The organism is Pseudomonas sp. LB3P58, from assembly GCF_054897895.1.
The window spans coordinates 976790-997399 of the sequence record NZ_JBUBVE010000001.1; the positions used below are offsets into that span (position 1 = coordinate 976790).

Genomic DNA, 20610 nt, shown 5'->3' on the forward strand with positions numbered 1-20610 from the left:
GTCACATGATGTGTTTTTCTGGCTCGGGGATGTGGCTTGCGCCCAGTATCGCCGGGAGCAGCCCGGCTCTTAAGTCACCTCCACTCGGCTGCTGATACAGGCTCAAGCCAAACTCCGGCAGCACCGCCAGCAGGTAATCGAAAATATCCCCCTGAATCCGCTCGTAATCCGCCCACACGGTGGTGCGGGTGAAGCAGTAGATCTCCAGCGGAATGCCCTGAGCGGTGGTCTGCATCTGGCGGACCATGCAGGTCATGTTTGGCTGGATTTCCGGGTGACTCTTCAAATACGCCAGTGCATAGGCGCGGAAAGTCCCGATATTGGTCATCCGCCGACGGTTGGCCGACATCGCCGCCACATTACCCTGGGCTTCGTTCCAGGCCTTGAGTTCAGCCTGCTTGCGACTGATGTAGTCGGTCAGCAGATGCACCTGGGACAGTTTCTGCTCTTCGTCATCGTGGATGAACCGCACGCCACTGGCGTCGATGAACAGGCTGCGCTTGATCCGTCGCCCACCGGATTGCTGCATGCCGCGCCAGTTCTTGAACGACTCGGACATCAGGCGCCAGGTCGGAATCGACACGATGGTCTTGTCGAAATTCTGAACCTTGACCGTGTGCAGCGTGATGTCGACCACGTCACCGTCGGCGCCGACTTGCGGCATCTCGATCCAGTCGCCGACCCGCAGCATGTCATTGCTGGTCAGCTGCACGCTGGCGACGAACGACAGCAGGGTGTCCTTGTAGACCAACAGAATTACCGCCGACATGGCGCCCAGCCCTGACAGCAGCAATAGCGGCGAACGGTCGATCAGCGTGGCGACGATGATGATCGCGCCAAAGACGTACAAGACCATTTTCGCCAGTTGTACGTAGCCTTTGATCGAGCGGGTACGGGCATGTTCGGTGCGCGCGTAGATGTCGAGCAGGGCGCTGAGCAGGGCACTGACCGCCAACAGCAAAAACAGAATGGTAAATGCCAGCGCGACGTTACCAAGGAAGATCAGACTGGTTTTGCCCAACTCCGGCACCAGATACAGGCCGAACTGGATCACCAGCGAGGGTGTGATCTGCGCCAGACGATGAAAGACCTTGTTATGCCGAAAGTCATTGATCCAGTGCAATGCCGGCTGGCGACCGAGCATTTTGGTCGCATGCAGAATGAGGTAGCGCGCCACTCGTCCGAGGACCAGCGCAACCACCAGCAATAGCACCAATGCCAGGCTGGAATGCAGGAGAGGGTGCTGATCAAGGGCACCCCAAAGGTCTTGGACGTTGAGCCAGAGCTGTTTGATATCCATGGGCAAAAACGGTTCTTCTGTAGGACGCGACAGGGCGATTAGAGCATTTAAGACGCTTTGGATGACGTTTGAGGACAAAAGACGCAACAAAAAAACCACTGTTTAGCGCCGTTTGTATAAAGAAACTCGGCCTGAGCGCTCGAAACCGTTACCCTATGCAGCTGTTTTTTTGTATTTCTTCGAGGTAGCACCCGTGTTTTCCCAATTCGCCCTGCACGAACGCCTGCTCAAAGCCGTGGCCGAGCTTAAATTTGTCGAGCCAACGCCAGTGCAAGCAGCGGCTATTCCGCTGGCGCTCCAAGGGCGTGACCTGCGGGTGACAGCGCAAACCGGTAGCGGCAAAACCGCTGCCTTCGTTTTGCCGATCCTCAACCGTCTGATCGGCCCGGCTAAAGTCCGCGTCAGCATCAAGACCCTGATCCTGCTGCCGACCCGCGAGCTGGCCCAGCAGACCATCAAGGAAGTTGAGCGTTTCGCTCAGTTCACCTTCATCAAGTCCGGCCTGATCACCGGCGGTGAAGACTTCAAGGTCCAGGCTGCCATGCTGCGCAAGGTGCCGGACATCCTGATCGGTACGCCGGGCCGGATGATCGAGCAACTGAACGCCGGCAACCTCGACCTCAAGGAAGTCGAAGTACTGGTGCTCGACGAAGCCGACCGCATGCTCGACATGGGCTTTGCCGAAGACGTCCAGCGTCTGGTGGAAGAGTGCACCAACCGCCAGCAGACCATGCTGTTCTCTGCCACCACCGGTGGTTCGGGCCTGCGCGAGATGGTCGCCAAGGTGCTGAACAACCCTGAGCACCTGCAACTCAACAACGTCAGCGACCTGAATGCGACCACCCGTCAGCAGATCATCACCGCTGACCACAACCAGCACAAAGAACAGATCGTGAACTGGCTGCTGGCCAACGAGACCTACCAGAAGGCCATCGTGTTCACCAACACCCGGGCCATGGCCGACCGTATCTACGGCCGCCTGGTGGCGCAGGAATACAAAGCGTTCGTCCTGCACGGTGACAAAGACCAGAAGGATCGCAAGCTGGCCATCGACCGTCTGAAGCAGGGCGGCGTGAAAATCCTCGTCGCCACCGACGTTGCCGCTCGTGGCCTCGACGTGGAAGGCCTGGACCTGGTGATCAACTTCGACATGCCGCGCAGCGGCGACGAATACGTTCACCGCATCGGTCGTACCGGTCGCGCCGGCAACGATGGCCTGGCCATCTCGCTGATCTGCCACGGCGACTGGAACCTGATGTCGAGCGTCGAGCGCTACCTCAAGCAGAGCTTCGAGCGCCGTACCATCAAGGAAGTCAAAGGCACCTACGGCGGACCGAAAAAGGTCAAGGCCTCGGGCAAAGCCGTTGGCGTGAAGAAGAAAAAAGTCGACGCCAAAGGCGACAAGAAGAAAACCGGCGCCAAGGCACCGACCAAACGCAAAATCGCCAACCGCCCGAAGACCGACGCCCTGTCGCTGGTCAGCAAGGACGGCATGGCGCCGCTCAAGCGCCGCAAGCCGGAAGCGCCGGCTGCTGAATAAGCAGTTCTAGCGACCCATAAAAAACCGGACCAGTGTCCGGTTTTTTTATGCCTGAAATTCCTGAGTTGGATCAACCCTCGGCTTTCTTCTCGGCCGATCCCAACTCCTTGAGTCGCTGATCGATCAGTTGGCACTTGTCCGGCAAATCCTTGCTGGCCGTCCCCAAATCCATCTTCTGCAACTCAGCGTTGATCTCCTTGGCTTTGGCTGGGTTTTGCTCGGTGAGCTTGGCGACTTCCTTGGCCAGTTGTTCGCGTTTTTCAGTGGCTTCCTCGGGCGTGCAGGCCCAGACGGGGAGGGCGCACGCGAGGGTGGCGGCGAGGGTGAGTTTCAGCAGGGTTTTCATTGGGGTGGGCCTCATTTCCGGTTAAGGCGGGTTATCCGGTTGAGGGTTGAAGGGCGTAAAAAGTTCAGAGACGCCAAACCCGGTCGCCTTTTGGGCGACGGTTTGACTATCAGCCACCCAGCGGTACAGAGCGCCGGTTCTGAACTTGATGTAGGGGGAATATCCTGGTGCGGTCGGACAGTCGCCCGGCAAATTGCGGATGACTAAACACTGCCAACACCTGTGGGAGCAAGCTCGCTCCCACAGTGGATTTGCGGTGTTTGGGGATTGGTGTTCTACACAAGTGGTCTATCCCCCATGGCAGCAGCTGGCCGAGACCTTGTCTTCATACCGATCGTGAAGCCTTACCCATTCCATGATTTCCTCTTCATTACGCCCCTTGGGCGTGAGGTCGAGGTAGTTGTAAGCACCGACCAGCAGGTCCAGGCCCCTCGCATAAGTGGAATAGGTGTGGAAAATCTCTCCAGCATCGTTGCGATAAAACACGCTAAGGCCGGGGAGTTCTTCTTCCGCGCCGTCGGATTTTTCGTAGTTGTAGGTGGCTTTACCGGCGGTGACGTCTTCTGCTCGGGCCGAGACGCCGAAGTCGTAATTGAAGTCGCACCCTTCTGACGACACCCAATCGAATTTCCAGCCCATGCGTCGTTTGAAGGCTTGGAATTCGGCGAACGGTGCGTGGGAAACCGCCACTACGGCCACGTCATGATGGGCCAGGTGTTGGTTGGCGCCGTCAATGTGATCGGACAGGAACGAGCAGCCGGAACAGCCTTCGTCCCAACCTTTGCCAAACATGAAGTGGTAGATGACCAACTGGCTACGGCCGCCGAACAGGTCGGCCAGTTTCAGTTCGCCGTTCGGGCCCTGAAAGTGGTAGTCCTTGTCGATTTTTACCCAGGGCAGGGCGCGGCGTTCGGCGCTGAGTTTGTCTCGCTCTTTGGTGAAGGCTTTTTCATGGGCCAGGTGTTGCTTGCGGGCGGCGAGCCATTCTTGTCGGGAGACGACGGGATGATTCTGAATGTTCATTGGGATTCTCCTGCGGGGTGCTGGGAGGTGACTTACACAGCCTAGTCGTTTGACCTACGCCCAATTCGACATACCGCCGGTCGGTGCTGTTCAAAACCTCAGCTGAACGGCTACGAACCGCGCCGGTCACAACTTATGAAGGCCATCTCACTCGCGGGCACTGGAGGTTGAATCAGGATGACGACTTATAACTGGGATTTGATTGAACGCTTGCTGCATGAGGTGCAGAACGGCGCTGGCCACATTTTCACCCCACGGCCCTACGCCGAGCAGTATGCGGCGGAGAAAGCGTCGAAAGGTGAGCCGTTTGAGAACCTGGATCACCTGAAAACGGTAGCTGGCGAGTACGAAAAGTTACTGTTGATACGGGGCTATATCGAGCCTCGGCCAGAAGATCAGGGTGGCAATGGCGAGAACTACATTTTGACGCCTCGGGGCTCGAGTTTATTGAGTTTGATCGACAGCAGTATTCCGGGGAATGACCATCCGCGGCAGGTGTTGGATGAGCAGGAAGATGCGCTGGATGAGGTGAGGTTTGATGAGATCGCGTCGAGGGCACAGATTGCCTGACGATCACCCCCTAACCCATTGTGGGAGCGAGCCTGCTCGCTCCCACAATGGATTTGTGTTGCGCTTAGCTCTGTTTTGCCGCCTTCAGGCACTTCAAATCACTGAAATCCTTCCTCACCCCTTCGATCTTCCTCAGCAACCGCTGGCGCTGTTCCGGCGTGCTTTCGGCCATCAAGTCCACAAATAACGCCCGTGCCTGGGCTTCGGTGCTGGCGTAGGCCTGGCGATAAGCGGGCGTCCACAAGCTCTCTCGATTCACCAGAAGCGTCTCGATCCGCTGTGGGAATTCTGGACTCTGGCGCTGCGCAACTGCCGCACTGAACTGCTTCTGCCAATGGACGCGGTTGGCGATCCATTGCGTATTCTGGTCACCCAAGGCGTTGGACCACGCGACAACGCGCAGCTGCTGGGTTGTGCTGAGCGGGCCGAGCCAGTCATTCAGGCGTTTTTCCATACGCTGGCTGCGCGCCTTGATCTGTTGATCGAGGGACGGTTTGAGGTATTGCGCCTGGCGTTTACGCTGGTCCTTGGCGAAGGCCTCGTTCATTTCCGCGACTTGCTTGTCATCCAGCCCCTGTAACAGCTCAATGGCTGACGGGGTAATTTCCCTCGCGGTCTGGGCGATGGCCTGTTTGGCTTCCTGGACGCGGGTTTGCAGCGCAGCGTCGGTGACCTGGTTGGTCTCGACCATGACCTGCAAGCGATCCAGCCAGTCGAGGTAGCCCGGCAGTTGCGTGGTGCAGTGCCAGCTCAGGTGTTCCTTGAGGCGCTCGTTGAGCCAGCCTTTCTGCTCGCCGTTCATGTCCAGGTAGTCGCTGAGCGTCCACGGAATGATCACGTCGAGGTTGCGATACGCCAGGCCCACGCGACTGCACGCACCGAGGGCGAGACAGAGGGTGATAACGACGGCGAGACACTTCAACCAGCGCGACATGGGCGAATCCTTTGCGAAGGCCTGGCTTTTTTAATGGGCTTCTCTATGTGAACGCAGGATGAGCCTCGCAGTTCAGCCGATCAATAAAAGGCGCGTTCGGCCTTGAGGGTGACAAGCCCATCGCATTGGCTGTTGTGCCCGGAATAGGCGGAGCAGCTGCTGCCACTCAAGCTGGAGTCACTGTAGATCAGGTCCAGGTCGACGCCCATGAACGGGCGGGAAAGTTGCACTGACCAGTCGGTGAAATTGCCTACGTATCCACCGTCGACGGACACCGGTGTGTTGAGCTGGTGGGTGGTGTATTTCATGCTGATCCCGATGCCAAACGGCTGATTGCCGCCAAGATCTGCGAACACGGTGCTGTTCTGCTTGTCCGGGTCGTTGCTGAACGCTGCGCCGAAACGGCTGCCCAGAAAGGTCAGGCCACCGAAAAGCTCCTGGCTGTCGAGGGTGTCCACTTTCGGGTAGCTGTAACGGATCATGCCGACTTCGTACCCGAGGGTATTATCGAAAGGCTGTTTAAAGCCCATGTAGGAGTCGACTTCAAGGTTGGCCCCAGGCGTTAAACCCATGCTCGGTGCCCATTGGCCCACGTAAAAACCGCTGTCGTGACTCAGGTCGAGACCACCGTGGAACGAGCCGGTACTGGAAGGTTTGACCAGCCCCTGGGCCATGCTGCGGCTGGGGGTAGTGCCGAGTTTGAGATCGAAGTCGCCCAGTTCACGCTGAAAGATTTGCGCATTGGCGACCGAACACGACAGCAAGGTGCCGAGCAATAAATAGGAGGGTTTGAGCATGCGTCACTCCATGACAGCGAGGTGCAGGCACTGAAAACCTACTGAAACGCTTGATCTAGACGTGTGCAAGCATACCGGCGAATGCTCGGCATCGAGGGCCGTTCGTCGATTTTTGAAAAATTGGTTTGGTTGCGGGGGTGTTGCGAGGAGGGTTCCAGTCCAAGCGCTTCGAAGCTCAAAGCGCTTAGGGACCAGGTGACGCGGCGGATCTTGGGGAAGAGTTACTTCTTGCCCAGGGTGATCTGCTTGGACGGGCCGAACGTCTGGCCGCTGACGCCTTTGGCAATTTGCTGGATCTCTCCGCCGGACTTGAGGAACGCAGCAATCTGGTTGTTGATCGATTCGCTGGTTTCAACGGCTGGAGCTGGCTTTGCTTTGCTGTTGGATGCTTTTACACGCATGGCGGCCATTAACCTATAGAAAATTAACTTGGCCAGGCATCGTACAGGAAATACTTGACAATTGCTTGGTAAATATCCCCCCGAAATACACAGGGCAGATGAAGAATTAATCACAAGTTATTATTCTGAATAGGCCTCTAAGCTGCTGTTTTAACTAAGAACGATCGTGAAAAATTACAGTTTTCCGCCTGGCGGACAGGTGAGAGAATCGCCAGAACGGCCTGACGAGCGGCCAGGCGCGTGCGGTAAAGCCCAGGAAAATTAAGCCCTTCAGAGGATTTTCTCGCGCCACCGGGCTGGCCAGCGAACGCGGCCCGCAAAACCGGGTAGAATGCCGCCCACGCAATGAGGGTATTGGAAATGGCTTTAGTCGGGCGCTACAACAGTCTGCAAGTGGTTAAACACACTAACTTCGGTTTATATCTGGACGGTGGCGCGGATGGCGAAATCCTCCTGCCTAATCGTTATATTCCCAAAGATATTCCCAGCGAAGATGAAGACTGGCTCAACGTTTTTATTTATCTGGACAGCGATGACAAACTCATCGCAACTACCGAAAAGCCGAAAGTTCAAGTCGGTGAATTCGCCAGTTTGAAAGTCGTTGAAGTCAACAGCATCGGTGTTTTCCTGGATTGGGGCTTGCCGAAGGATCTGTTGCTGCCGTACTCCGAAGAAAAGCGTCAGATGACCGCCGGCGAGTATGTCGTGGTACACGTCTACCTCGACAAGCACACCCGCCGCATCACCGCGACGGCGCGTCTGGACCGCTACCTCGACAAGACCCCGGCCAACTACACCCCTGGCCAGGAAGTTGATTTGCTGGTTGCCGAAGCCACCGATATGGGCTTCAAGGCGATCATCAACAACAAGCATTGGGGTCTGATTCACAAGAACGAAATCTTCAAGTTCATGCGCGCCGGTAAAGAAGAGAAGGGCTTTATCAAAGAAGTCCGTGCCGACGGCAAGATCAGCCTGAGCCTGCAACCGGTCGGCGAAGAAGCCGCCACCAGCCTGAACTCGAAGATTCTCGCCAAGTTGCGCGACAATAATGGCAGCCTGCCGGTCAGCGACAAGAGCGACCCGACGGTGATCAGCAGTATGTTTGGCGTGAGCAAGGGCAACTTCAAAAAGGCCATCGGTGCGTTGTACAAGAACGGCCAGATCGTTATTCACGCCGATCGCATTGAACTGAGCTGACCTCGCGCCCGCCCTCATGTGACGCGATTGCATAGGGTTGGACTGTGATGAAAAAGTCCCGGCCCTGTGTCGGGGCTTTGCTTTTTACTGTCGAGTGACTGCCATGTTTTGTGTTGTCGAGGTGTTCCGGTGAGCGCCACCCGGCGCAGTGCCGATGGGTTTGCCCTGCAAGTGATGATTGGGTTGTGCCTGATCTGGGGCGTTCAGCAGGTGATGATCAAGTGGGCGGCGCCAGACATCGCGCCGGTCATGCAGGCCGCCGGGCGCTCGGGTATTTCCGCGTTACTCGTAGGACTGTTGATCTGCTGGAAGGGCGGCTGGGATCAAGCGGGCAACACCTGGCGCGGTGGACTACTGGCTGGCGCGCTTTTTGGCCTGGAGTTCTTCTTCATTTCCGAAGGCTTGCAACTGACCACGGCCGCGCACATGTCGGTGTTCCTTTACACCGCGCCGATCTTCACCGCATTGGGCGTTCATTGGCTGTTGCCGAGTGAGCGTTTAAGACCGGTCCAGTGGCTGGGGATTTTCCTCGCCTTCGTCGGGATCGCCATCGCCTTTGCCGGCGGGGTGTCGTGGGACAACCTCGATCACCGCATGTTGATGGGCGATGCGCTGGGCGTGCTGGCTGGCGCGTCATGGGGTGCAACCACGGTGGTGGTGCGCGCTTCGCGCCTGTCGGAAGCGCCGGTGACGCTGACGCTGTTCTATCAATTGATTGTCGGTTTCGTTGGCCTGTTGCTGATCGCGATCCTCAGCGGCCAGGTCACCCACGTCAGCCTGACCACCGTGGCGGTGGCCAGTGTGTTGTTCCAGGGATTGGTGGTGTCGTTCTTCAGTTACCTGACCTGGTTCTGGCTGTTGCGCCGTTATCTGGCGGCGAACCTGGCGGTGTTTTCGTTCATGACGCCGCTGTTCGGCGTCACGTTCGGCGTGGTGCTGCTGGGCGAAGAGCTGAGCTTCAACTTCGTTGTCGGCGCGGTGCTGGTGTTGTTGGGCATCACGTTTGTCAGCGCTGAGCAGTGGGTGCGCCGTCGCTTGCGCAAAGCCCTTGGGCAGAGCTGACCGGACGCAGTAACAGACCGCCAGCGACAATCAAACCGCTGCCGGCGAACACCAGCGCGGGCTGCAAACCACCGCTGAAGTGGCTGCTCAACGCCGCCAGCAACGGTCCGCTGAGCTGACCCACCGCAAAGCACGCCGTCAGCAGCCCTGCGTTGCGCTGGGTGGCGTGGGGCGCCAGTTCCCGGGAACGTTGCATCACCAATTGCATGCAGGCCAGGAACGGCGTGCCGCAGAGGATCACGCCCAAGGCCAGGCCTGGGCCGCTGCCCAACAAGCAAGCAAAGACCCCAGCGGCTTGCAGCCACAACGTCGCCATTAGCCAATAACGAGTGCCCTGCGGGTGTTGTCGACGCAGACTCACCAGCACCACCCCGATGGCAGAAGCAAGACCGAAGCAAGGCCAGAACAGATCGGCCTGCCATTGGCCATGGAACTGCGCGTTGGCCATTTGCGAGAGGAAAGTGGCCGGAATGATGTAGCCCAAACCGTACAGACCATAGACCACGCCTAAACGGCCGATGCCACGATTACCCGAGCCAGCGACGCTGGGAGCGGCAGCCACGGTCGTGGCCGGTTGCGGCAGGAACGGCAGAATCCCCAGCAGCATCGCCAGCCCGACACCGGCATACACCAGCCACAAGGCTGCAGAAGTCTGCCCCAGCAGGTTCGATCCCAAGGCCAACAAGCCCGTCAGAAAAATCCCCAGACCCGGTCCGGCAAATACCAGAGCGCCAAGCCGTGGGCGACCGGCCGCCGCGGCCAACGGCTGGCTCAACGCGGTGATCATCACCAGCACCCAGGCGCTGGCCACGCCGGTGCCGAACCGCAGCACCAGATGGGACCAAAACCCGTTGGCCCAGAACGAGGCCAGCGTCAGTAATACACAGAGCCACAAACCGCCCAGCAAACGCCGGCGGACTTGCTCGGGGCGGCGAGAGAACATCGCGTCCACTGCGCCAACGAAGTAACCGAGGTAGTTAGCTGCGGCAATCAGACCGGCGGCGGTCAGGTCGATCTGACCTTCGCTGAGCAGGTGCGGCAACTGAGGCGTGAGGGCGAAACGCCCGATGCCCATGGCCATCATCAGGGCGATGAAACTGGCGAGTAAGCGAATCAGAGGGGACATGGTCTGAATTCCAGCAGAGGATCAATGACCGTCAGGCTAGGACTGATTGACTTTCTTTTAAAATGAATAATAGTGAGTAACTTGTTCTGATTTGGAGAAAGGTGTGGAATTCAGCCAATTGCGGATTTTCCAGGCGGTAGCGGAGGAGGGTTCCATCACCCGTGCTGCCGAACGCCTGCACCGTGTGCCATCGAACCTGTCGACCCGGCTTAAACAGCTGGAGGAGCAACTCGGCGTAGAACTGTTCGTGCGTGAACGTCAGCGTTTGCAGTTGTCGCCTGCGGGAAAAGTCCTGCTGGACTACACCGCCAAGTTGTTCAATCTGCGCGACGAAGCTCAAGCGGCGGTGCAGGGCGGGCAACCGGCCGGGGACTTCGTACTCGGCACCATGTACAGCACGGCGGCGATTCATCTGCCGGGGTTGTTGGCGCGTTATCACCGCACTTATCCGGCGGTGAACCTGCAAGTGCAGTCCGGGCCAAGCGGCGAATTGCTTGAAGGTTTGCTCACCGGTCGCCTCGATGCGGCGCTGGTGGACGGTCCGCTGGAGCTGGCCGGGCTCGACGGCGTGCCGTTGTGCGACGAACGGCTGGTGCTGATCAGCGAGGCCGATCACCCGCCGATCCTCAGCGCGCTGGATGTGGAAGGGCGCTCGGTGTTCACGTTTCGGCAGGGTTGTTCCTACCGGATGCGCCTGGAAGCCTGGTTCTCCCATTACCACGCGGCCATGGGCCGGGCGATGGAAATCGAGTCTTATCCGGGGATGCTCGCTTGCGTGATCGCCGGCTCAGGCGTGGCGCTGATGTCGGAGTCGATGCTCGCCAGCCTGCCGGGCCGCGAAAGCGTGGCGGTGCATCCGTTGGCCGAGCCATTTGCCAGTGCCACCACGTGGCTGATGTGGCGTAAAGGCATGGTCGGGGCAAACTTGAACGCCTGGCTTGAGCAGCAACAATTGATCTATCCGTCGGCGCCGAGTCAGGCTCGGGCGATGGCTTGAACTATCGGTCAGGTATTTTGATCAATTCAGTAACAGATCATTGCGACTTTGGGCGAGCATTGCGTAGGACTTCGGACTATTATCAGTGCGAAGTGGCTACAGAATTTTGGCCACTCGGCACTACCCTGAAGGGGGCACCATGAAAGAGAAAATCCAAAACTGGCTGCACGACCTGGGTGTTGCACTCGGTTTGATCGAACCGCCTCTGCAACCTGTGCCTATTCGCACTGACGACGAACAACGCCGACGCCAGCAGCGCCGCCGGTAACGCGTCAAGGCCTAAAAGATCGCAGCCTTCGGCAGCTCCTACAGGGAGTAGCGCCAATGCTGCGATTGTCCGTGTACCTGTGGCTCGGGCCGTGTTCGGACGATCTTGGCGGTCTACAGGTTAATGCCGCCCAATCTCCATCAAAAACCGGCTCAAGTCATTCGCCATCCTGGCGGTCTTGAGCATCAGGTCTTCCTCCGCCGTAAACGCCGTCAAACCCAGTTCATCTTCCAGATGGAAGATCAGCTCTTCGATATCTTCTTTATCCAATCCCAATTGCGCCAGGCTCGCGTTGTCGTCGAAGTCATCCTGACTCTCCAGCAGGCTTCAGGCGTGCAAGCGCTGCCACTCGTCAATCATCGTGCGCAAATGCTCTCCGGAAAAACTCCCGAAATGCCCGCCATGCACCGTGCGGATCGGCAACTCGCGCAAACGCTGCAGGCTGCGGGCGTAGTCGTCGAGGTTGGAGTGGTAGGCGTCTTCGATCAGCGGCCCGTCGTAGATGATGTCGCCGCTGAACAGGGTTTCGGTCGCGGCTTCGTACAGGCTGATGCCACCCGGTGAATGCCCCGGCGTATGCAGCACTTGCAGCGTGCGGTTACCCAGGTCCAGCACGTCGCCTTCTTCGATCAGGCCGGTGGCTGGTGCAGCTTTGACCCGGTATTCGGCGTAGCACAACGGGCAATCGGGGTGTGCCTCGAACATGTCGTCGCCGACAAAGGCTTTGCTCAAATCGTTGTCGCCATCGGGTGCGGCGAGGATGTCCGCTTCAGCCGGATGCACCAGCCGTTCAGGGAATTCGTGATGCCCGGCGATGTGGTCGAAATGGCAATGACTGGCCACGGCGACCAGCGGCCGTTCGGTGATCCACGGCAGTTGCTCGCGCAGGCTGACCAGCCCGGAACCGCTGTCGAGCAGCAAGTCCTTGTCGCGACCCTGAATGTGCCAGAGGTTGCAGCGATAGAAGGGGCGGATGTAAGGCTCGTGAATCAGGCGAATACCGTCACTGAGCTGTTTCACTTCGAACCACTGATCGCGGCTGACGATCTTCATAAACGATTTTCTCCAGACGAAAAAAAACGGGTGTGGCAACCGACGCCACACCCGTCGAAGAAAGCATCAAGTCGTTATGTTCAGCTTAGGCGGCGCTGGCCACCACTGCAGGGCGAGGGGACAGCAAGCTGACCACCACGAAACTCACCAGACCCACGCCGAGGCTGTAGTAGATCGGGGTGTTGGCATCCAGACCGTCTTTGAACATGAACACCAACGCTGTGGCGAAGCCCATGCCCATGCTGGCGATAGCGCCGGCGGTGTTTGCGCGTTTCCAGAAAATCGCACCGATCAGCGGGATCAGCATGCCGCCCACCAGCAAGTTGTACGCCAGGGTCAGGGCGCTGATCACGTCATTCACGACCAGAGCGATGCCGAGTACCACGATGCCGGTCAACAGGGTGAACAGGCGGTTGATGCCCAGCGTCGACTGTTTACCGCCGCGCAGTTTCGGCAGCAGGTCTTCGGTCAGGGTGGTGGCGGCGGCGAGCAGGCCGGCGCTGGCGGTGGACATCATGGCCGCCAGGGCAGCCGCAATCACCAGGCCACGGATACCGTCCGGCAGGGACAGTTTGACGATGGCGGCGAAGGCGTTGTTGACGTTGTCCAGGTCCGGGATCAGCACATGAGCGGCCATGCCGATCAGGGCGCAGGCCAGTCCGTAAAGGATGCAGTAGAAGCCTGCGAATGTACCGGCGACCTGAGCCACATTGGCGCTCTTGACGGTGAACACACGCTGCCAGATGTCTTGGCCGATCAGGATCCCGAAGAAGTAGATCATGAAGTAGGTGATGATGGTGTCCCAGCCAATCGTGGTGAAGCTGAAGGCGGTTGCCGGCAGTTTCAACACCAACTCATCCCAACCACCGACGCGGTACAGGCAGATTGGCAACAGGATGAACATCAGGCCCACGGTCTTGATGACGAACTGGACGATGTCGGTCAGGGTCAGGGACCACATGCCGCCGATCGCCGAATAAATCACCACCACGCCACCGCCGACCAATACCGACAGCCAGAACGGCAGGTCGAACAGCACTTGCAGCACGGTGCCAATGGCCAGGATCGAGACCACGCCGATCATCAGCGCATACGCCAGCATGATCACCGCGCTCGCGGAGCGGGCCATCGGGTTGTAGCGTTTTTCCAGCACCTGGGTAACGGTGTAGATTTTCAGTTTCAGCAGCGGTTTGGCGAGGAACAGGTTCAGCGCCACGATCCCGCAACCGAGGGCCGCGCAGAGCCAGAAACCGGAGATGCCATGGACGTAGCCCAGGCGCACGGTGCCGACGGTAGAGGCGCCGCCCAGAACGGTTGCGGCCATGGTGCCCATGTACAGGCTCGGGCCGAGGTTACGACCGGCGACCAAAAAGTCTTCGTTGGTCTTGGCCTTGCGCATGCCGTAGTAGCCGAGTATCAGCATCGCGGCGGCGTAGATGAGTACGACGAATAAATCCAATGCCATGATGGCGTGTCTCCGATTGTCTTTTTTATGTGAAACAAAGGCGTTTCTGTGGGGTTGCTCTCTGTGGGAGTGAGCCTGCTCGCGATAGCGGTCTTGCAGTCACATCATCGTTGGATGTGCTTCCGTCATCGCCGGCAAGCCGGTCTCGCTCCCACAGGTGGATCAGTGTCAGGCGGGCTGACGGAGTTCAGGCTTTGCCATGGTGTGGGCACCCTTGCTGCGTGAATCGTTCGGACCGAACACCGCGGCCGCTTCCGGGAACAGGCTCAGCAGCGCCAAGTACACCAGCGACGCCAGGCCGAGGGTGACCGGCAAGCTGATGTCGATGCCGCCGGCCAGTTCACCGAGCGGACCCACGAACTGCCCCGGCAGGTTCACAAAGCACAAGCCCACCGCAGCACTCGGGATCCAGGCACCCAGCCCACGCCAGTTCCAGCCATGCGTGAACCAGTAGCGGCCACCTTTCTCGCCGCGGGTGAACACTTGCAGGTCATCCGGGCAGTAGAAGCCGCGACGCACCAGCAGACCGATGATCATGATCACCATCCACGGGGTGGTGCAGGTGATGATCAGCACGGCGAAGGTCGACACGCTCTGCACCAGGTTCGCCGCAAAGCGTCCGATGAAGATGAAGGCAATCGACATCACGCCAATCAGCAGCGTGGCCTTGACCCGCGACAGCACACGAGGGAACACGCTGGACATGTCCAGCCCGGTGCCATAGAGCGAGGTGGTGCCGGTGGACATGCCGCCGATCACCGCAATCAGGCACACCGGCAGGAAGAACCAGCTCGGCGAGACGGCCAGTAACCCGCCGACGTAATTGTTGGCGGCGATGTAGTCCGGTGCCTTGATCGCTACGATGGTGGCAGTGGCGAGGCCGAACAGGAACGGGATAAAGGTTGCGATTTGCGAGATCACCACCGCCGCCATGATCCGGCGCTTGGAGGTGTCACGCGGGATGTAACGCGACCAGTCACCGAGGAACGCGCCGAAGGAAATCGGGTTGCTCATCGCGACCAGTGCAGCGCCGATGAAGGCCGCCCAGAAACCCGGTTGACCCATGCTGACGGTGCCGGCGTAGTTCACATCGAACGGTCCGATGAAGGCGAAGATGCCCAGCAGGAACAGCAGGCTGGCGCTCCATACCGCGATCTTGTTGACCCACAGCAGGAAGCGGAAACCGTAGATGCACACGGTCAGTACCAGGATCGCGAACAGACCGTAGGCCAGGCCCAGGGTCAGGTCGGTTTCCGGAAGACCGATCAGACGTTTGGCGCCACCGATCAGCGCATCACCCGAACTCCACACCGAGAGCGAGAAGAAGGCGATGGCGGTCAACAGCGACAGAAACGAACCGACGATCCGCCCGTGCACGCCGAAGTGTGCACCGGAAGACACGGCGTTGTTGGTGCCATTGATAGGACCGAACAGGCCCATTGGCGCGAGGATCAGCGAGCCCAGCAGCACACCCAGCACAATCGCCCAGACGCCCGCCTGAAAAGACAGGCCGAACAGTACCGGGAAACTGCCGAGCACGGCGGTAGCAAAAGTGTTGGAACCACCAAAGATCATCCGGAACAAATCCGTCGGGCCTGCGGTGCGTTCACTGTCCGGGATCTGTTCGACCCCGTAGGTTTCAATGTGCGTAAGGCTTTGGTCTTTGTTGTTGTTATTCATGATCAGCTCCGATCATAAAGGCGCGCTCATCGTGTGTGAGCGTCACCTGTTTGGCTAAGGGGTTGGCAGCCCTTCCGGCATCGCGGACAAATGTTCGTGGCAGGCCAGCCATAGGCCTTGTTGTTGTCGGCGAAACACAATCGTCTCGCGCTCCTGGCTGAAGTGTTGCTCCCCTTGCATGCGCAGTTCGGTGGCCACGTCATGGATGAAAATCGCCACGTCACCCTGCAGGCTGACGAAGGCGTTGCTCGAGGTGCACGAAAGCACCTCGAAGCCATCCTCCGAGCGCCAGGTGTCCCACAACGCCTGATAGGCATCGCGCGACAGCAGGGGCTGTTCGAGGGTGTAGAACACGAAGCTGGCGTCGGTGCTGAACGCACCGAAGTAGGCTTCGCGATCGTTACGGGCAAAGGCGGCTACCAGATCGGCAGCGGCCTGGAGTACCTGATCACGTTCGTTCACGACCAATCCTCAGCGGTGGACTACGCCAGGCAGTACGCAAAGCATTTCGTACAGCAGGTTGGCGGCCAGCAGCGAGGTGTTGCCGGTGGTGTCGTAAGCGGGCGAGACTTCTACCAGATCGCAGCCGACCAGGTCGAGGCCTTGGCAGCCGCGAACGATTTCAATCGCCTGAATGGTCGTCAGACCACCGATTTCCGGGGTGCCGGTACCTGGCGCCCAGGCAGGGTCGATGCCGTCGATGTCGAAACTCAAGTACACCGGCCCGCCGCCGACTTTCTCGCGAACTTCGGCCATCAGCGGCGCCAGGGATTTGTGCCAGCACTCTTCGGCCTGAACCACGCGGAAGCCCTGGTTGCGGCTCCAGTTGAAGTCGTCAGCGGTGTAGCCCTGAGCGCGCAGACCGATTTGCACTACGCGGTCCGGATCCAGAAGGCCTTCTTCAACAGCGCGACGGAAGGTGGTGCCGTGGGCGATTTTCTCGCCGAACATGTGATCGTTCACATCAGCGTGAGCGTCGATGTGCACCAGGCCGACCTTGCCGTGCTTCTTATGGATCGCACGCAGGATTGGCAGGGTGATGGTGTGGTCGCCGCCGAGGGTCAGGGGGATCACATTGTGTTCGAGGATCTTGTGGTAGGACTCTTCGATGATCCGTACCGCGTCCAGCAGGTTGAACGTGTTGATCGCCACGTCACCGATGTCGGCAACCGACAGCGAGTCGAACGGTGCAGCGCCGGTGGCCATGTTGTACGGGCGGATCATTACCGATTCAGCGCGGATTTCGCGAGGCCCGAAACGGGTGCCGGGGCGCAGGGACGTGCCGATGTCCAGGGGGACGCCAACGAAGGCAGCATCCAGACCGGCAGCGGTTGGCACATGGGGAAGTCGCATCATGGTGGCGATGCCGCCGAAGCGCGGCATTTCATTGCCGCCCAGTGGTTGGTGAAGAATCTTGTCCACGGGTAAGGCCTCATCGTCGTTGTTTTATTTATGTCGGTTGCGCAGGTCGGGGAGACGCAGGCACCGCTGTGGGGCGATTCTGCGAAATGTAGTGGCCGGGAAGAATCGCTACGGACAAATACTTAGTTCAGATTTTTCTAAACTAATGGCGGAGGGGGAGATAGACTTCTCGGCATTGAGATTTGCGATCGGCTCAGGATCGCCCCCTCACCCTAACCCTCTCCCCAGGTGGGGAGAGGGGACTGAGCGAGGTGTTCTCGGGAATTACATCGACCTGAAATATCGAGTCAAACTCAGGATTTGAAAGCCATGGAGATCGGCTCCCTTTCCCCCTCTCCCCCCTGGGGAGAGGGTTGGGGTGAGGGGTGGATTCAACAGGCAACACATTTCTAAAGCCCGGAGCCCCCATGGCCAACGCGTTACCCGACCTGAAACTTTTACGCATCTTCGTCAGCGTGGTTCGCCATCAGGGGTTTGCCAACGCCCAGCAAGAGCTCAACCTCTCGACCTCGGCCATCAGCACTTACATGAGCCAGCTCGAAGCCGCCCTCGGCCTGGTCCTCTGCCATCGCGGCCGTGGCGGTTTCAGCCTGACCAGTAAAGGCGAGCTGTTCCATCAGGAAACCCTGCGTCTGCTCGGCGAACTCGAAGGCTTCGAGCAATACGCTGCGGCGCTCAAGGGCGAACTGCGCGGCACCTTGAACCTCGGCGTCATCGACTCCACCGTCAGCGACAAGGCCTTGCCCTTCGCCGAAGCCATTGGCGCTTACAGTCAGGAACACCCGGCCGTGCATTTGCACCTCTCGGTGATGAGCCCCTACGAACTGCAACTCGGCGTGCAGGACAACCGCCTCGACCTGGCCATCGGCGCGTTCTCTACGCGCATGAGCGGTCTGGTCTACATGCCGCTGTACCGCGAACAACACTGGTTGTATTGCAGCAGTCGTCATCCGCTGTTCACCGAGCGGCGTATTCCCGAGCAAGTCATCACCCAGCAACGCATGGTTGGCCGCGGCTACTGGAGCCAGGCGGAACTGGCGCGCCACGGTTTCAAGCACAGTGCGGCGACGGTGGAAAGTATGGAGGCGCAGTTGATTCTGGTGCTGTCCGGCGCCTACATCGGTTACCTGCCGGAGCACTATGCTCAGGCTTGGGCGGATAAGGGCGATTTGCGGGTGCTGCTGCCGGCGACTTTCGGCTATCAGGCGCCGTTTTCGATGATCGTGCGTCGTGGCCGCAGCCGCGAGCCGTTGATCCAGACCTTCCGCGACCTGCTCAAAGCGCAACTGAATCAGGCTTGAAAAAATGTCCAGAATCCAATGTCCGCGCTGCCTGCGTCCGCAAACCCATTGCCTGTGTTCGCTGATTCCGAGCCTCGACAGCCGCACCCGAGTGCTGTTGTTGCAGCATCCCAGCGAAGTGAACCACGCGCTGAACACCGCGCGGTTGGCGGCGTTGGGGTTGAAGAATGCCGAGTTGATAGTGGGCGAGGTGTTCGAGGATTTGCCGGCATTGTTGAATCAGCCGGGTTATCAGGCGCGGCTGCTGTTTCCTGCCGATGATGCGCAGCCGTTGCAGGCTTACACGGCTACTGATCAACCATTGTTGCTGGTGGTCCCGGACGGCACCTGGCGCAAGGCACGCAAGATGCTGCACCTCAACCCGCTGCTGGCGGCGCTGCCGAGGGTTACGTTGGCAGAGGGCGGGGTGTCGAGGTATCGATTGCGCAAAGCACCGGGGCCGGGCGCGTTGTCGACGGTGGAGGCGATTGTTCAGGCGTTGCAGGCCCTCGAAGTGCCGACCACTTTCGAACCGTTGTTAAAACCGTTCGAAGCGTTGATCGAGGGGCAGATTGCGGCGATGGGGGAGGAGACCTACCAGCGCAATCATGAGCCGAAATAGTCGTTGTTTTTGAGGGCCTCTTCGCGAGCAGGCTCGCTCCCACAGTTGATCGGGTTCCTCCAGAAGAAATGCGATCAAATGTGGGAGCGGGCTTGCTCGCGAAGGCGGTAGAACAATCACAGAAAATCCCGGCCAGAGACTAGCGTTCGCGCATCGCCTCGGTCCGGGCTTTAAGCACCGGTTTAAGCAAGTAATCCAGCACACTTTTTTCCCCGGTGATGATATCCACCGTCGCCACCATCCCCGGAATGATCAGCAACGGTTTCACATCCCCGCCCAAATGGTTTTTATCTGTCCTCACCTGAATCAGATAGAAGCTGTTGCCCTTGTCATCCGTAATCGTGTCCGCGCCAATCAACTCCAGCTTCGCACTCAACCCGCCATAAATCGTGTAGTCGTAAGCACTGAACTTGACCATCGCTTTCTGCCCCGGGTGCAGAAACGCCACGTCCTGCGGCCGGACCTTGGCTTCGATCAGCAAGTTGTCTTCAATGGGCACGATTTCCACCATGTCGCTGCCCGGCTGGACCACGCCGCCGATGGTGTTGACCTTCAGCACTTTGATAATTCCGTGAACCGGCGATACCACCGTGGTGCGGGTTACGCGGTCATCGATCGCAATGCTCGATGCTGTGATTTTCGACAGGTCGGTGCGTTTTTCATTTAGCTCTTTCGCCGCGTCGGAGCGGAAGGATTGTTCGGACTCATCAATCTTGCTTCTGATCTCATTGATCGCCGATTCCGCCCGGGGAATCGCCAGCGTCGTGGCGTTCAATGAGCCGCGAATCTCCACCGCGCTGCGTTTGAGTCGCAGGATTTCCACTGGCGAAACCGCTCCCGTGCCCACCAGTGGCGCGGACATGTTCATTTCTTGTTGCAGCAGCGCCAGGCTTGAACTGAATTGGCCCTGTTTGGAGCGGAACTCCGCCAGCTCCTGGGTTTTCTGCCGAAGTTGCTCACTCAGGGTGCGTTGTTCGCTGGCCAGTCGACGTTGCCGTTGCTCGTACAGCGAGCGCTCGTCTTCGGCCACTTGCGGCGCCTTGGCGATCACTTCGGGGGACAGCTTGAATGGCCGGCCTTCCGCTTCGGCCGACAGTCGTTCGACCTGCGCGATCAGCGCATAACGATCCGCCTCGCTTTCGCCCTTGTTCGACAGGAATCGAGTGTCATCGAGGCGCAGCAAGGTGTCGCCCTTGTTCACCATTTGCCCTTCGCGAACGAAGATCTCAGTGACGATGCCGCCCTCCAGGTTCTGGATCACTTGAACCTTGCTCGACGGAATCGCCTTGCCTTCGCCCATGGTCACTTCCTGCAGCACCGCAAACTTGGCCCAGACCACCGCGGTGATAATCAGCGCAGCCGCCAGCCACACGGTAATCCGCGACCAGCGTGGGGAATCCTGCAACGAGGCGCCGGCGGTTTCGGGCATGAATTCGCTTTCGGCGCTTTTGCTGAAACTGCCGAAGTAGCCGCGTGGCTTCGAATTAGAGCGCGACGCGTCGGATGATGAACGGGCCATGGCTAGCT

Annotated in this window: 22 protein-coding genes; 8 read left to right on the forward strand and 14 right to left on the reverse strand. The window is 59.0% G+C overall.

What is annotated here, in order from left to right:
• Position 1: 1 nt before the first annotated feature.
• Positions 2-1300, reverse strand: coding sequence for a mechanosensitive ion channel family protein (locus ACYZTZ_RS04550; RefSeq protein ID WP_461997360.1), 1299 nt, complete (start codon positions 1298-1300; stop codon positions 2-4).
• A gap of 193 nt (positions 1301-1493) precedes the next feature.
• On the opposite strand from ACYZTZ_RS04550, the gene ACYZTZ_RS04555 reads away from it, so the two are divergent.
• Positions 1494-2840, forward strand: coding sequence for a DEAD/DEAH box helicase (locus ACYZTZ_RS04555; protein WP_008153197.1), 1347 nt, complete (start codon positions 1494-1496; stop codon positions 2838-2840).
• A gap of 70 nt (positions 2841-2910) precedes the next feature.
• On the opposite strand, the gene ACYZTZ_RS04560 is transcribed toward ACYZTZ_RS04555, so the two are convergent.
• Together ACYZTZ_RS04560 and ACYZTZ_RS04565 are read right to left on the reverse strand one after the other, a co-directional pair.
• Positions 2911-3186, reverse strand: coding sequence for a hypothetical protein (locus tag ACYZTZ_RS04560; protein WP_461997361.1), 276 nt, complete (start codon positions 3184-3186; stop codon positions 2911-2913).
• Between the two features lie 288 nt (positions 3187-3474).
• The gene (locus ACYZTZ_RS04565) at positions 3475-4209 is read right to left on the reverse strand and encodes a DUF899 domain-containing protein (RefSeq protein WP_461997362.1); all 735 of its coding nucleotides are present in this window, start codon (positions 4207-4209) and stop codon (positions 3475-3477) included.
• Positions 4210-4386: 177 nt separating this feature from the next.
• On the opposite strand from ACYZTZ_RS04565, the gene ACYZTZ_RS04570 reads away from it, so the two are divergent.
• A complete protein-coding gene (locus tag ACYZTZ_RS04570) occupies positions 4387-4779 on the forward strand; it encodes a hypothetical protein (RefSeq protein ID WP_046048098.1) in 393 nt (130 codons plus the stop codon).
• A gap of 64 nt (positions 4780-4843) precedes the next feature.
• Here the strand turns inward: ACYZTZ_RS04570 and ACYZTZ_RS04575 are convergent, their stop codons facing one another.
• The 3 genes from ACYZTZ_RS04575 to ACYZTZ_RS04585 form a co-directional block, all read right to left on the reverse strand.
• The gene (locus ACYZTZ_RS04575) at positions 4844-5713 is read right to left on the reverse strand and encodes a DUF6279 family lipoprotein (protein ID WP_461997363.1); all 870 of its coding nucleotides are present in this window, start codon (positions 5711-5713) and stop codon (positions 4844-4846) included.
• Positions 5714-5793: 80 nt separating this feature from the next.
• Positions 5794-6510, reverse strand: coding sequence for a TorF family putative porin (locus ACYZTZ_RS04580; RefSeq protein WP_461997364.1), 717 nt, complete (start codon positions 6508-6510; stop codon positions 5794-5796).
• 221 nt (positions 6511-6731) lie between these two features.
• Positions 6732-6920: a hypothetical protein gene (locus tag ACYZTZ_RS04585; protein WP_017337097.1), complete on the reverse strand. Its 189-nt coding sequence runs from the start codon at positions 6918-6920 to the stop codon at positions 6732-6734.
• A gap of 351 nt (positions 6921-7271) precedes the next feature.
• Here ACYZTZ_RS04585 and ACYZTZ_RS04590 point away from each other — a divergent pair, with 351 nt between their 5' ends.
• Together ACYZTZ_RS04590 and ACYZTZ_RS04595 are read left to right on the forward strand one after the other, a co-directional pair.
• Complete coding sequence (locus ACYZTZ_RS04590) at positions 7272-8108, forward strand: CvfB family protein (RefSeq protein WP_033056115.1); 837 nt, start codon at positions 7272-7274, stop codon at positions 8106-8108.
• A gap of 129 nt (positions 8109-8237) precedes the next feature.
• The gene (locus ACYZTZ_RS04595) at positions 8238-9170 is read left to right on the forward strand and encodes a DMT family transporter (protein ID WP_461997365.1); all 933 of its coding nucleotides are present in this window, start codon (positions 8238-8240) and stop codon (positions 9168-9170) included.
• Here the strand turns inward: ACYZTZ_RS04595 and ACYZTZ_RS04600 are convergent.
• Complete coding sequence (locus ACYZTZ_RS04600; protein WP_461997366.1) at positions 9115-10296, reverse strand: MFS transporter; 1182 nt, start codon at positions 10294-10296, stop codon at positions 9115-9117. The two genes, ACYZTZ_RS04595 and ACYZTZ_RS04600, sit on opposite strands and share 56 nt — an antisense overlap.
• A 103-nt stretch (positions 10297-10399) precedes the next feature.
• Here ACYZTZ_RS04600 and ptrR point away from each other — a divergent pair, with 103 nt between their 5' ends.
• Together ptrR and ACYZTZ_RS04610 are read left to right on the forward strand one after the other, a co-directional pair.
• Entirely contained in the window at positions 10400-11293 is an 894-nt protein-coding gene (ptrR, locus tag ACYZTZ_RS04605; protein WP_461997367.1) for a putrescine utilization regulator PtrR, read from the forward strand.
• A 139-nt stretch (positions 11294-11432) separates the two neighbouring features.
• A complete protein-coding gene (locus ACYZTZ_RS04610) occupies positions 11433-11561 on the forward strand; it encodes a PA1414 family protein (protein ID WP_007914492.1) in 129 nt (42 codons plus the stop codon).
• A 120-nt stretch (positions 11562-11681) separates the two neighbouring features.
• Here ACYZTZ_RS04610 and ACYZTZ_RS04615 read toward each other — a convergent pair whose 3' ends face one another.
• From ACYZTZ_RS04615 to speB, 6 genes are all read right to left on the reverse strand, one after another.
• Positions 11682-11885, reverse strand: coding sequence for an acyl carrier protein (locus tag ACYZTZ_RS04615; RefSeq protein ID WP_462000639.1), 204 nt, complete (start codon positions 11883-11885; stop codon positions 11682-11684).
• A 3-nt stretch (positions 11886-11888) separates the two neighbouring features.
• Positions 11889-12614 (reverse strand): MBL fold metallo-hydrolase, encoded by a 726-nt coding sequence (locus ACYZTZ_RS04620; protein ID WP_150655036.1) that lies wholly within the window; start codon positions 12612-12614, stop codon positions 11889-11891.
• An 85-nt stretch (positions 12615-12699) separates the two neighbouring features.
• On the reverse strand, positions 12700-14079 hold the full coding sequence (locus ACYZTZ_RS04625) for a sodium:solute symporter family protein (RefSeq protein WP_461997368.1): 1380 nt from the start codon (positions 14077-14079) through the stop codon (positions 12700-12702).
• A gap of 168 nt (positions 14080-14247) precedes the next feature.
• A complete protein-coding gene (locus ACYZTZ_RS04630; protein WP_461997369.1) occupies positions 14248-15759 on the reverse strand; it encodes a purine-cytosine permease family protein in 1512 nt (503 codons plus the stop codon).
• A gap of 54 nt (positions 15760-15813) precedes the next feature.
• Positions 15814-16221: a YybH family protein gene (locus ACYZTZ_RS04635; RefSeq protein WP_008153222.1), complete on the reverse strand. Its 408-nt coding sequence runs from the start codon at positions 16219-16221 to the stop codon at positions 15814-15816.
• Between the two features lie 9 nt (positions 16222-16230).
• Positions 16231-17181 (reverse strand): agmatinase, encoded by a 951-nt coding sequence (gene speB / locus ACYZTZ_RS04640; RefSeq protein ID WP_008153224.1) that lies wholly within the window; start codon positions 17179-17181, stop codon positions 16231-16233.
• Positions 17182-17588: 407 nt separating this feature from the next.
• On the opposite strand from speB, the gene ACYZTZ_RS04645 reads away from it, so the two are divergent.
• Together ACYZTZ_RS04645 and ACYZTZ_RS04650 are read left to right on the forward strand one after the other, a co-directional pair.
• Positions 17589-18482, forward strand: coding sequence for a LysR family transcriptional regulator (locus ACYZTZ_RS04645; protein ID WP_007945995.1), 894 nt, complete (start codon positions 17589-17591; stop codon positions 18480-18482).
• Positions 18483-18486: 4 nt separating this feature from the next.
• On the forward strand, positions 18487-19083 hold the full coding sequence (locus ACYZTZ_RS04650) for a tRNA-uridine aminocarboxypropyltransferase (RefSeq protein WP_461997370.1): 597 nt from the start codon (positions 18487-18489) through the stop codon (positions 19081-19083).
• Positions 19084-19222: 139 nt separating this feature from the next.
• Here the strand turns inward: ACYZTZ_RS04650 and ACYZTZ_RS04655 are convergent, their stop codons facing one another.
• Complete coding sequence (locus tag ACYZTZ_RS04655; RefSeq protein ID WP_056742699.1) at positions 19223-20602, reverse strand: HlyD family type I secretion periplasmic adaptor subunit; 1380 nt, start codon at positions 20600-20602, stop codon at positions 19223-19225.
• Positions 20603-20610 lie beyond the last annotated feature (8 nt).

Excerpts from the sequence above, each read along its gene's own strand:
- ACYZTZ_RS04610 (WP_007914492.1), top strand. The coding sequence starts at position 11,433 with ATGAAAGAGAAAATCCAAAACTGGCTGCACGACCTGGGTGTTGCACTC.
- ACYZTZ_RS04590 (WP_033056115.1), top strand. The coding sequence starts at position 7,272 with ATGGCTTTAGTCGGGCGCTACAACAGTCTGCAAGTGGTTAAACACACT.
- ACYZTZ_RS04570 (WP_046048098.1), top strand. The coding sequence starts at position 4,387 with ATGACGACTTATAACTGGGATTTGATTGAACGCTTGCTGCATGAGGTG.
- ACYZTZ_RS04655 (WP_056742699.1), bottom strand. The coding sequence starts at position 20,602 with ATGGCCCGTTCATCATCCGACGCGTCGCGCTCTAATTCGAAGCCACGC.
- ACYZTZ_RS04620 (WP_150655036.1), bottom strand. The coding sequence starts at position 12,614 with ATGAAGATCGTCAGCCGCGATCAGTGGTTCGAAGTGAAACAGCTCAGT.
- ACYZTZ_RS04600 (WP_461997366.1), bottom strand. The coding sequence starts at position 10,296 with ATGTCCCCTCTGATTCGCTTACTCGCCAGTTTCATCGCCCTGATGATG.
- ACYZTZ_RS04585 (WP_017337097.1), bottom strand. The coding sequence starts at position 6,920 with ATGGCCGCCATGCGTGTAAAAGCATCCAACAGCAAAGCAAAGCCAGCT.
- ACYZTZ_RS04650 (WP_461997370.1), top strand. The coding sequence starts at position 18,487 with ATGTCCAGAATCCAATGTCCGCGCTGCCTGCGTCCGCAAACCCATTGC.
- ACYZTZ_RS04565 (WP_461997362.1), bottom strand. The coding sequence starts at position 4,209 with ATGAACATTCAGAATCATCCCGTCGTCTCCCGACAAGAATGGCTCGCC.
- ACYZTZ_RS04645 (WP_007945995.1), top strand. The coding sequence starts at position 17,589 with ATGGCCAACGCGTTACCCGACCTGAAACTTTTACGCATCTTCGTCAGC.
- ACYZTZ_RS04630 (WP_461997369.1), bottom strand. The coding sequence starts at position 15,759 with ATGAATAACAACAACAAAGACCAAAGCCTTACGCACATTGAAACCTAC.
- ACYZTZ_RS04550 (WP_461997360.1), bottom strand. The coding sequence starts at position 1,300 with ATGGATATCAAACAGCTCTGGCTCAACGTCCAAGACCTTTGGGGTGCC.
- ACYZTZ_RS04560 (WP_461997361.1), bottom strand. The coding sequence starts at position 3,186 with ATGAAAACCCTGCTGAAACTCACCCTCGCCGCCACCCTCGCGTGCGCC.
- ACYZTZ_RS04625 (WP_461997368.1), bottom strand. The coding sequence starts at position 14,079 with ATGGCATTGGATTTATTCGTCGTACTCATCTACGCCGCCGCGATGCTG.
- ACYZTZ_RS04580 (WP_461997364.1), bottom strand. The coding sequence starts at position 6,510 with ATGCTCAAACCCTCCTATTTATTGCTCGGCACCTTGCTGTCGTGTTCG.
- ACYZTZ_RS04575 (WP_461997363.1), bottom strand. The coding sequence starts at position 5,713 with ATGTCGCGCTGGTTGAAGTGTCTCGCCGTCGTTATCACCCTCTGTCTC.